The 11229-nt window shown below is 61.2% G+C and carries 6 protein-coding genes; 5 read left to right on the top strand and 1 reads right to left on the bottom strand.

Translation table 11 applies throughout. The features are described from left to right. The first annotated feature begins 45 nt into the window (after nucleotides 1-45). The 5 genes from treS to ACI0FJ_RS11435 all read left to right on the top strand — a co-directional run bounded on the left by treS (nucleotide 46) and on the right by ACI0FJ_RS11435 (nucleotide 9427). On the top strand, nucleotides 46-3474 hold the full coding sequence (gene treS / locus ACI0FJ_RS11415) for a maltose alpha-D-glucosyltransferase (protein ID WP_424303349.1): 3429 nt from the start codon (nucleotides 46-48) through the stop codon (nucleotides 3472-3474). 15 nt (nucleotides 3475-3489) lie between these two features. Beyond that, complete coding sequence (gene treZ, locus ACI0FJ_RS11420) at nucleotides 3490-5352, top strand: malto-oligosyltrehalose trehalohydrolase (protein WP_424303352.1); 1863 nt, start codon at nucleotides 3490-3492, stop codon at nucleotides 5350-5352. 223 nt (nucleotides 5353-5575) lie between these two features. After that, nucleotides 5576-7075, top strand: a complete 1500-nt coding sequence (gene malQ, locus ACI0FJ_RS11425; RefSeq protein WP_424303355.1) for a 4-alpha-glucanotransferase — start codon at nucleotides 5576-5578, stop codon at nucleotides 7073-7075. Nucleotides 7076-7185: 110 nt separating this feature from the next. Continuing rightward, nucleotides 7186-7692, top strand: coding sequence for a 4Fe-4S binding protein (locus ACI0FJ_RS11430; RefSeq protein WP_424303358.1), 507 nt, complete (start codon nucleotides 7186-7188; stop codon nucleotides 7690-7692). Then, entirely contained in the window at nucleotides 7685-9427 is a 1743-nt protein-coding gene (locus ACI0FJ_RS11435) for an aldehyde ferredoxin oxidoreductase N-terminal domain-containing protein (RefSeq protein WP_424303361.1), read from the top strand. Before ACI0FJ_RS11430 ends, ACI0FJ_RS11435 begins: the two co-directional genes overlap by 8 nt. Nucleotides 9428-9507: 80 nt before the next feature. Here ACI0FJ_RS11435 and ACI0FJ_RS11440 read toward each other — a convergent pair whose 3' ends face one another. Next, entirely contained in the window at nucleotides 9508-11079 is a 1572-nt protein-coding gene (locus tag ACI0FJ_RS11440; RefSeq protein WP_424303364.1) for an ABC transporter ATP-binding protein, read from the bottom strand. Between the last annotated feature and the right edge of the window lie 150 nt (nucleotides 11080-11229).

The following is an 11229-nucleotide window of genomic DNA, read 5'->3' on the forward strand; positions in this document are numbered from 1 at the left end:
CGCTCATTGCATAAACTCCCGCACACGCACCGGAGAAAGACGCGTATGGCCGACGCAACGCAAGATACACTGTGGTTCAAGGATGCCATTATTTATGAAGTCCACGTCAAATGCTTCTTCGATTCCAACGGAGACGGCATAGGCGATTTCAAGGGACTGACCCAAAAACTCGATTACCTGCAGGAACTCGGAGTAACCGCCATCTGGCTGCTGCCGTTCTATCCGTCCCCGCTCAAGGACGACGGCTACGACATTGCCGACCCCATAGATGTGAACCCGGACTACGGCACGGTGGCAGACTTCAGGAAATTCCTGCGCGAAGCCCACAAGCGCGGCCTCAAGGTCATCACCGAACTGGTCCTGAACCACACCTCGGACCAGCACGCCTGGTTCCAGCGGGCCCGCCACGCCGCCCCTGGTTCGCGCCACCGCAACTACTACGTGTGGAGCGATACACCGGAAAAATACCGCGAAACACGTATCATCTTCAAGGATTTCGAGACCTCCAACTGGTCCTGGGACCCTGTTGCCAAGGCCTATTTCTGGCATCGTTTTTACAGCCACCAGCCCGACCTCAATTTCGACAGCCCGGACGTGCGCCGCGAAGTCGTCAAGATTCTGGATTTCTGGCTGAAAATGGGCGTGGACGGCCTGCGCCTGGACGCCATCCCCTATTTGTTCGAACGCGAAGGCACCAACTGCGAAAACCTGCCGGAAACCTACGATTTTCTGCGCAAGCTGCGCTCCCATGTGGATGAAAAATACAAGGACCGGATGCTCCTTGCCGAGGCCAACCAATGGCCCGAAGACGCCGTCGCCTACTTTGGCACGGGCGACATGTGCCACATGGCCTTTCACTTTCCGCTCATGCCGCGCATGTTCATGTCCCTGCAGATGGAGGACCGCTTCCCCATCATCGATATTCTGGACCAGACGCCGAACATACCGGAAAATTCGCAGTGGGCCCTGTTTTTGCGCAACCACGACGAACTGACCCTGGAAATGGTGACGGACGAGGAGCGCGACTACATGTACCGCATGTATGCCCGCGACCCGCGCGCCCGCATCAACCTGGGCATCCGGCGCAGGCTGGCCCCGCTGCTGGACAACGACCGCCGCAAGATAGAACTGATGAACGTGCTGCTTATGACCATGCCCGGCTCCGTGGTGCTCTACTACGGCGACGAACTCGGCATGGGCGACAACTACTATCTGGGCGACCGCGACGGCGTGCGCACCCCCATGCAGTGGTCGGCGGACCGCAATGCCGGATTTTCCAAGGCCAACCCCCAGCGCCTCTTCCTGCCGGTCATCATAGACCCGGAATACCACTACGAATCCATCAACGTGGAAAACCAGGAACGCAACCGCTCGTCCCTGTTGTGGTGGATGAAGCAGTTCATTGCCATGCGCAAGCGCTACAAGGCCTTTGGCAGAGGTTCCCTGGAATTCATCATGCCGGAAAATCCCAAAGTGCTGGCCTATTTGCGCCGCTTTCAGGAAACCGACGGCGGCGGGGGCGGGGGCGAGAGCAATGCCACGGACGAATGCCTGCTGGTGGTGGTCAACCTGTCGCGCTACCCCCAGGCCGCAAGCCTCAACCTCAGCGGCTTTGCCGGACGCCGTCCCGTGGAGGTCTTCAGCCGCAACTATTTCCCCACCATCGGGCAGGAGGCGGTCAACATCACCCTCAACGCGCACGGCTACTACCTCTTTTCCCTGGAGCCCTCGGAAACCGACGCGGAACTCTCCCCGGACAAGCCCACCATGTGCAGCGACCTGGGCAACGGCGACTTTCTCGATTCCGGAGCCAAGGAAACCCTGCAGGCCCATGCCCTGCCCGCCTATCTCAAGCGGCGCAAGCTGCTGGGCATGTACGGACGCAAATTCAGCTCCATGGAAATTCTGGAAGCCCTGCCCCTGGGCATTCCCGGGCGTCCCACCTGGCTGCTCATCACCAGCGCCGCATTTCTGGAACGCTCGCCCCTTACGGCCAACCTGCTGGTCTCCTTCGCCTTTGACGCCGACGCCCAGGCAATCCTGGCCAAGTCCCCGCAGGACGTCATCTGCACCTTTGAACACGAAGGCCGCACCGGAATCATCTTTGAGGGCATCCACCCGGACGGTTCCTGCCAGCCCATTTTGAACCTGCTCACCCGCAGGCAGAGCATTCAGGGACGCCACGGCGAAATACAGACCACCCCCACAAAGGCGGCCCGCAACGCCGTATGCGAAGCTGGCGACCTGCAGACCTCGCGCTTCATGAGCCGACGCATCAACACCAACCTGCGCATGGGCTCGGAGTATTTTCTCAAGATATTCCGCCTGGCCGAAGACGGCATGAACCCGGACCTGGAAATAGGCCGCTACCTCACGGAAAAGCTGGGGTACGAGCATACCCCGGCCTGTCTGGGCGCATTGCAGTATGTCCGCGGCGACAACGAACCCGTCATCGCCGGGGTGATGAAGCGGTATGTGCACTGCGAATCCGACGCCCACTCCCATTGTCTGGACGCGGCCGACCGGTTCTTTGAACGGGTCCGCGCGGCCCGGCTGGACTTCAAGTCCGCCCCGGCCATTCCCGCCTCGCCCAGCCTTGCCAGCAGGCTGGAACTGAACAAGGACCTGCGCGACCTGCTGGGACAATCCAGCCTGGAACAGTTCCGCCGCATGGGCAGGCGCACTGCCGAGCTGCACATGGCCCTCAGCCGCCCCAGCAGCAACCCGGACTTTGCCCCGGAACCCTTTACCATGCTTTACCAACGCTCGGTCTTCCAGACCATGCAGAGCAATGCCAAGCGCATGATCGAAAAACTGCGCAAGGCCGTGGAAGGGTCCTCCCCCCTGGTCCGCTCGGACATACAACCGCCTTCACTTCCCGCCGATCTGGCCGTACGGGCACAAGGAGTGGTGCAGGCCAGGGAAAACGCCCTGAGCCATTTCCAGCACTTTTACAGAAACAAGATAGACTGCCTGAAGATACGCATCCACGGCGATTTCCATCTTGGTCACCTGCTGTACACAGGCAAGGACTATATTGTGATCGATTTCGAGGGAAAGCCGGAAAAGCCCCTGTCGCAGCGGCGCATCAAGCGCTCGCCCTTCCGCGACGTGGCCGACATGCAGCGTTCCCTGTGCCAGACCGTGCACGATGCACTCAGGCAGCGGCCCCTGCGGCCCGACGATTTGAAGGCCCTGGAACCGTGGAGCGACTTCTGGCATTCCTGCGCGTTCGGCGCCTTCCTTTCCGCCTACCTGGAAACGGCAAAGGATGCCCCGTTCCTGCCCGAGAAGTTTGACAACATGGCAATAATGCTGGACGCCTACATTCTGGAAAAGGCATTCTTGGAAATTGGACGCTCCCTGGATGACCAGGGGGATATCGCCCCGGCCCTGGCCACCATAGAACGCATACTCGACCTGCCCGTGCCTCCCGCACAGCCGGACCGCGGGCACTCTTCCACCGAACGTTGAACAGGCCTTTGCAAGATGACAACAGAACGTAAAACAGAGCTGACCGAACATCTGCGCCTGCCCGTGCCCGGCGCACACTTTGAAGACAACGGCTGCCGGTTCACCGTATGGGCGCCGAAGTGCAAAAAGGTATCCCTGTTTCTTCCCTCGCGGCAGAGCAGCCTGCCCATGGAGCAGCTGGACCACGGATACTTCAGCCTGCTGGTGCCCGACCTGCCACCCGGCACCAACTACCTGTACGAACTGCCGGGCGGCAAACAGCTGCCCGACCCGGCTTCCCATTTCCAGCCCCAAGGTGTGTTCGGCCCCTCCTGCGTGGTGAACCACACCGCCTATGGCTGGAACGACTGTGGCTCGCCCGGTGTGCGGCTGTCCAAGGCAGCCATCTACGAGATGCACATCGGCACTTTTACCCCGGAAGGGACCTTTGAGGCAGCCGCGGACAAGCTGGAAGAGCTGGCCGATATGGGCATCACCTGCGTGGAACTCATGCCCCTGGCCCAGTTTTCCGGCAGCCGCAACTGGGGCTACGACGGGGTTTTTCCCTTTGCCGTGCACAACACCTACGGCGGCCCCCACGGCCTGAAGTATTTTGTGGATACGGCGCACTGTACCGGCCTTTCCGTGGTGCTGGACGTGGTTTACAACCACATAGGCCCGGAAGGGAACGTACTGCACCACTACGGCCACTATTTCACGGACAGCTACGCCACGCCCTGGGGGCAGGCCCTCAACTTCGATGGTCCCCATTCCGACCCGGTCCGCGCCTTTTTTCTGGCCAACGCGCACCACTGGTTCACAAACTACCACATCGACGGACTGCGCCTGGACGCGGTGCAGGAAATGTACGACACCAGTTGCCGCCCCATCCTGTCCTGCCTTACGGAAATGGTCTCCAAGCTGGGAACGCGGATGTGCAAGGAACTCTGCATGATAGCGGAATCCGATGCCAACGACGCCCGCATCGTACTGCCGCGCGAACAGGGCGGCACGGGCATGCAGGCCCAGTGGAGCGACGACTTCCACCACGCCATGCACGCGGCCCTGACCCACGAGACCTACGGCTATTACAAGGATTTCAATTGCCTGGACCATGTGGCGGCCAGCCTGAGCCAGGGATTTTCCTACACGGGCCAGTACTCGCGCTACTGGAAGCGCGCCCGCGGAACTGCGGCCCACGGCCTTGCGCCGTCATCCTTTGTGGCCTGCATCCAGAACCACGACCAGATAGGCAACCGGCCGCGGGGCGAAAGGCTGGACAGCCTGGTTTCGTTCGAAGCGCGCAAGCTGGCCGCGGCCTGCCTGCTGCTGGGCCAGCACACCCCCATGATCTTCATGGGGGAGGAATACGCGGAAAACAATCCGTTCTGTTTTTTTGTGAATTTTCACAACCCGGCCCTGAACCAGGCGGTGCGCAAGGGACGGCAAAAGGAATTGCGCAACTTCCGCTGGCGCGACACCCCGCCCGCCCCGGACGACGAGGCAACCTTCAAGGCCTGTGTTCTGGATTGGAACAAACGCGACCAGGGCCACCACAAGCAGATGCTGGCCATGTACACCAAGCTGCTGGAAATGCGGGCCGCCAGCTTTCCCGAGGACGACGCCCGGGTCTGGAACAGCTACGTCTGCCTGGACCAGGACAAGAAAGTCCTGGCCCTGCGGCGCACCTGCCACACCAAGGAAGTTGTGACCCTTTTTCATTTTTCCGCACGTACGGTAAACTATTCCTTTGAGTGCCACTTTGCCCGGCACGGTTTTCACGTCCTGTTCGATACCGGGGCGCGGGAATTCGGCGGCGCAGGCCACGGGCCGGTCTTTCCGGAAGACGGAACCGTCCGCCTGACGCCCTGGCAGGTGTTGGTGCTCAAGGCCAAATAAGGCTGTTGCAAACGCCGCAAGAACGGCGCTGCCTGGAAAAACTCCCCCTCGCACAGCACCTTTTGTGCGTCGGCCTTGCTTTTTCTTGCGCCTGACTTGGTTTTCCGGGGCCGGACTCTGGTTTTCTTGGGGCGGGCCCTTGCACCTTTTCGACCAGCCTGCCAGATTAAAAATGTAATCCATACGCACCGCTTTTTGGCGGCAAACATATTCGGGAGGCATTATGCGGAGACGTGGCAGCGGAGTGCTTTTGCACATCACCAGCCTGCCGGGCGATTTCGGCACAGGCGATTTCGGCCCCGGCGCATACAGGTTCGCAGATTTTCTGGAGGCCGCCGGGCAAAGCGTCTGGCAAATCCTGCCCATGGGCCCCACCTCCCCGGCCATTGGCAACTCGCCCTACTCCAGTTCCTCCGCCTATGCGGGCAACCGGCTGTTCATCAGCCCGGACAAACTCGCACGCGACGGGTTCATCCACGAAAGCGACATTGGCCCGCGCCTTGCCGACAGTGCGCACACGGCCAACTACGAAGCCGCGGAACAGGCCAAGGAGAGAGTGCTGCGCGCCGCCTTCGGCCACAGGGAAAACCGGCTGGACAGCGATCCTGGGTTTCAGGGCTTTTGCCGGAAAAACGCCTATTGGCTGGACGATTTCGCCCTGTTCACGGTCATCAAGAACCGCTTCCACGGCCAGGTATGGGACCAATGGCCCGCCGAACTGCGCGACCGCCATCACGACGCCCTGCACCGCGTTACCGGGGAGATGCATACCGAGCTGAACTACATCAAGTTTGTGCAGTATCTTTTCAATGTGCAGTGGAACGACCTCAAGACCTATTGCAACGAACGCCGCATCCAGATGGTGGGCGACGCCCCCATCTACGTCACCTTCGACTCGGCCGACGTGTGGGCCAACCCGCAGTATTTCAAGCTGGACCACAACAAGCACCCACGGGCCGTGGCCGGAGTGCCGCCCGACTATTTTAGCGAAACAGGCCAGTTGTGGGGAAATCCGGTCTTTGACTGGGACGCGCTGAAGCGCGACAACTACAACTGGTGGGTACGGCGCGTGGGCCGCAACATCGAACTCTACGACATGATCCGCATCGACCACTTCCGGGGCTTTGCCGGGTACTGGGAAATTCCCTACGGTGAAAAGACCGCCATCAACGGCCAATGGGTCGAGGCTCCGGGCATGGAGTTCTTCGACGCCCTGGCCGCGCGCTTCGCCTCCCTGCCCATCATTGCCGAGGATCTGGGCGTCATTACCCCGGACGTGCGCGAACTGCGCGACACCTTCAACCTGCCGGGCATGAAGATCGTCCAGTTCTCCTTTGGCAACGGCATCGGCAAAAACGTGGACGCCCTGCACAACCACGTGCCCAATTGCGTGGCCTACACCGGAACCCACGACAACAACACCACGCGCGGCTGGTTCAAGGCCGAAACCACGGCACAGGACCGTGAACGGCTGGCCGAGTATCTGGGGCTGGACCCCACCGAGGACAACATCGCCTGGTCCCTGGTACGGCTCACCATGTCCTCGTGCGCCCATCTGGCGGTTTTTCCCATGCAGGATCTTCTGGGCCTGGACGAGACAGCCCGTATGAACACACCCTCCATAGCCAACGGCAACTGGTGCTGGCGGGTTGCGCCCCACCAACTGGACGGCACGCTGGAAAAGAAGCTCAGGGAGCTGACCCTTTTATTCGGCAGAATTTAGTGTATACCTACAAAACGTCTCCACTCCATACACTATTATAACTGCCCCGGGATGGTATTTTTGCTACCCTTGTCTCAACGTATAGGGGTTTTCCAGCTCTCGGAGGAAGCATGAAGGTCCTGCGTGCATCACGGATGGACCGCTGCATAGGCTGCCATTCGTGTTCGCTGGCATGCGCCCGGCTTGTGCACAAAAAACTCTCCTGGAGCAGTGCGGGCATCCGCATCCGGTCCAGCGGCGGCATCACCACGGGCTATGAAGCACGGCTCTGCCTGGCCTGCGACCCTGCGCCGTGCGCCATTGCCTGTCCCACCGAGGCGCTCACCAACCGCAAGGAGGGGGGCGTCAAAGTCAAAAAGGATCTCTGCATCCGCTGCGGCAAATGCATTGCCGCCTGCCCCGTGGACGCCATTGCCGAAGACGAACTGGGAAATATCTTCGTATGCATCCATTGCGGACGGTGCGTGCAGTTTTGCCCGCACGGCTGCCTGGAACTTATAAAAAAGCACCCCCATGTCTGCCAGCAGGGCACCTGCCTTCCGGACATGGCCGAACCACCGACTGCACAGCCCACCGCCCCAGAGGTGGAAGAAGCAGGAGAGGCGGACAATGGCTGACAGACCGTTCCGCGTTCTCAGAATCCGCCTGGAATCGGGCAAAGCCGATGTGCTCAACTTCGGCAGCGTCAATGAATGCATAGGCGGCAGTGGACTGGCCGCAGCCCTGTACAACGAATTCGGACTACCCGACGCCCCCTACGATCACCCGGACCAGCCCCTCATTTTCGCCATAGGCCCGCTTACCGGGTATTTTCCGCTTATGAGCAAGGTGGTCTGCGGCTTCAAATCCCCCTATCACCAGCAATACGCGGAATCGCATGCCGGAGGCCGCATGGCCCTTGCCATGCGCTTTACCGGGTACGAGGCCGTGGTCTTCACCGGCCGCGCCCCCCATCCTTCCGCCGTATGCGTCACCAGCCGGGGGTTCGAGATAAAGGACGCGACCTTCCTGTGGGGGGCCAGCGCGCTTACGGCTGGCCGCATCCTGCGCCGCACCTTTCCGGGTGGTTCGGGCCACCGGAGCACTCTGCGCATAGGCCCTGCCGGAGAAACAGGTTCGGGCTACGCCTGCATCAACGTGGACACCTTCCGCCACTTCGGGCGGCTTGGCTCGGGCACGGTGATGGGGTGCAAGAATCTCAAGGGCATCGTCATCCATGGCGATGCCGACATGGCCCTGCCCAAGGACGACACGAGCTACAACAAACTTTTCCGCAAGGTCTACGAGGACATGACCGCCACGGACATGATGCGCAAGTACCACAACCTGGGAACGCCCATTAACGTGGTCCCGCTCAACGAGCTCAAATCCCTGCCCCTGGAAAACCTGCAAAAGACCACGGACCCCAGGGCCGCGAACATCTCCGGCGAAACCTTTGCCAAAGACCTGCTGCTGCGCAACGCGGCCTGTTCCGGCTGCCCCGTGGGCTGCATCCACCTGGGCATGCTGCGCCGCCAGTTCCAGGACGACCACCGCTTCATGTATAAACAGGTCACCTACGACCACGAGCCCATCTTTGCCATGGGCGCCATGCTCGGCGTGTACGACGGCGGCGACGTGCTGCTGCTCCTCGATGAAGTGGAAAAACAGGGGCTGGACTGCATGAGCGCGGGCGTGGCCCTGGCCTGGGCCACCGAAGCCATGGAAAAGGGTGTCCTTTCCGAGAAAGAAACCCAGCTTCCCCTGGCCTTTGGCAGTACCGAGGCCTACCGCAAGGCCGTCTGGCACCTGGGCCACGCATCCAACGACTTTTACAAGGCCCTGGCCCAGGGGGCCATGCATGCGGCAGACATCTACGGCGGAGGCGACTACGCCTGCGTTCTTGGTCAGGAAATGGCCGGATACGCCACTGGCGAAGTGTTCTGGGTGGCCCAGGGGATGGGCTTCCGCCATTCGCACCTGGACTCGGGCGGCTATTCCTACGACCAGAAGCACAAGGAACATGACGTGGAAAAGGCCGTGACCTTCATGGTGGAAGACGAGCAGGCCCGCTGTCTGCTGACCAGCCTGGTCTCCTGCCTCTTTGCCCGCGGCGTGTACAGCGAGGAGCTTATCGGCGAGTGCCTGCAAAGCGTCGGCCTGGACGAGCTGGCCGGGACCATGGGCCAAGCTTCGGCCAGGGTGCAGCAGATGCGCTGGAACCTGCGCGCCCGCACAGGCTACGACCCACGCAAGGCACGCATCCCCAAGCGCTTCATGGAGGTTGTCACCTGGAAGGGGCCGCAGAGCCAGGAATACCTCGACGCCCTCAAGCAGCGCTATGCCGAGGAAATCATGCGCATGGCGGGATAGCCACCCTGCCCCCATACAACAAAAAACGCCGCGCCATGGAAAGTCCAAGGTGCGGCGTTTGCTCTGCTTTTAAGAAAGACTCAGTCCCCGGAATACGCGGACCGCAGCCCCTTGTAGACAATGCGTCCCTTGTCCAGCACCAAAAGCCGGTCGAATTCCGGAGGGAACTCGTCCTGATGGTGGGTTACGTAGACCAGGGTGTAGCCAGCGCGGGAAAGTTCGCTCAACAGGGCCCGGATGTCCCGGCGTGAGGCAGGGTCCAGCCCGGAAAGCGGCTCGTCCAGCAACAGCAGCCGGTTGCCGGACACCAGGGCCCGGGCAATGAAGGCCCGGCGCAACTGGCCGTACGAAAGCGAGTACATGGAGCGCGAGGCCAGTTCTTCCAGCCCCATGGAATGCAGAATGTCGGTTACCGCCTGATGCTGCTCCTCGCTGGCCTCTTCGTACAGACCGATGCTGCTGAAAAAGCCGGAAAGCACCAGTTCGTGCACGGTCAGGTCGTACTCGTAAAGCGACTGCAGCCGGTCCGAGACCAGACCTATCTTCCGCCGCACGTCGACCACGTTGGGCAGCCCTTCCTGCTCGAACCACCGCACCTCCCCGCCCAGATGAACGGGCAGCTCGGCGCACAGCACTCGCAGCAAGCTTGATTTGCCTGCTCCGTTGCGGCCGACCACGGCCCAGCATTCGCCATCGCGGATTTCCCAGTTGATGTTTTCCAGGATGCGGGTGCCTTCCAACACCACATCCGCATTGGTCAGCCGGACCAGACAGTCGCCACCCGGTGCTCCGGCCGTTTCCGGCGTTGTCGGCGTTGTCGGGGACTCTGAAAAAGGTTTGGGGAATTCCGCCAGACGGACAGAAGGGACGTCCGCTGTGGTCTGGGAAAATAGTTCCTTGCCTATCCGCTCGCGCAGTTCGCCCGCATCTCCGCCACAGACCATTTCGCCGTCGCGCAGCAGCATGGATTTGCCCACCACGGCGGGCACCTGGTCCAGGCGGTGGGCCGCACAGACAATGGTGGTCATGGACGCGGCCCGCTCTATGGCGGCCAGCATGCCGGGCACGGCAGCGGCGTCCAGCCCTTCCATGCATTCGTCCAATACCAGCACGTCGGGGCGCACCACCAGGGCACGCGCCAGCAGAACCGTGCGCAGCTCGCCCGTGGACATGCGGCAGAGCGCGCACCCGGCCAGCCAGGACGCGCCCAGCTCGTCCAGCAGCTCTTCCGCCGCCCGGATCTGTGCGGGCGTGGGTTTCTCGTACAGCAGCTGGGTATCGAAAAATCCGGCCAGAATCACTTCCAGCCCGTTCACCTTCCAGGCCTGGCGCATATAGCGGGAGTGCAGTTCCGGCGAAACAAAGCCGATGCGCTGGCGCAGTCCCAGCGGAGAACCGACCGGTTCGCCGTCCAGGCAATAGGTGCGTTTTCCGCCCAAATCGGGAGGCATGTCGCCGCGCAACACGCGCAGAAACGTCGACTTGCCTGCACCGTTGCAGCCGAAAACACCCCAGTGCTCGCCACGGCGCAAGGCCCAGTCCAGGCCGCGCAAAAGCTGTTTTCCTCCGCGCGTGACCGTAACGTTTTCCAATTGAATCAACGGGTTACCTTGGGTTCCCGAAGCGGAACAGGATGAATTGCTCGGTTTCATGCCCCCCCACTACACCCACCCGGCCTATCAGACAAGCAGACTCAAAAGAGCTTGCCACAATAAACCAAGAGCTGGCGCGGGATAACGCGGGTGCTGACATTTGCCCAGAAAACGCTATACTGTCTTTCATAGCGACCATAAATAAAAGCT

Source organism: Desulfovibrio sp. 7SRBS1 (assembly GCF_049723905.1).
In the GTDB taxonomy this organism is placed as follows: domain Bacteria; phylum Desulfobacterota; class Desulfovibrionia; order Desulfovibrionales; family Desulfovibrionaceae.

Coding starts and splice junctions, on each gene's coding strand:
- treS (WP_424303349.1), top strand. CDS start 46: ATGGCCGACGCAACGCAAGATACACTGTGGTTCAAGGATGCCATTATT.
- treZ (WP_424303352.1), top strand. CDS start 3,490: ATGACAACAGAACGTAAAACAGAGCTGACCGAACATCTGCGCCTGCCC.
- malQ (WP_424303355.1), top strand. CDS start 5,576: ATGCGGAGACGTGGCAGCGGAGTGCTTTTGCACATCACCAGCCTGCCG.
- ACI0FJ_RS11430 (WP_424303358.1), top strand. CDS start 7,186: ATGAAGGTCCTGCGTGCATCACGGATGGACCGCTGCATAGGCTGCCAT.
- ACI0FJ_RS11435 (WP_424303361.1), top strand. CDS start 7,685: ATGGCTGACAGACCGTTCCGCGTTCTCAGAATCCGCCTGGAATCGGGC.
- ACI0FJ_RS11440 (WP_424303364.1), bottom strand. CDS start 11,079: ATGAAACCGAGCAATTCATCCTGTTCCGCTTCGGGAACCCAAGGTAAC.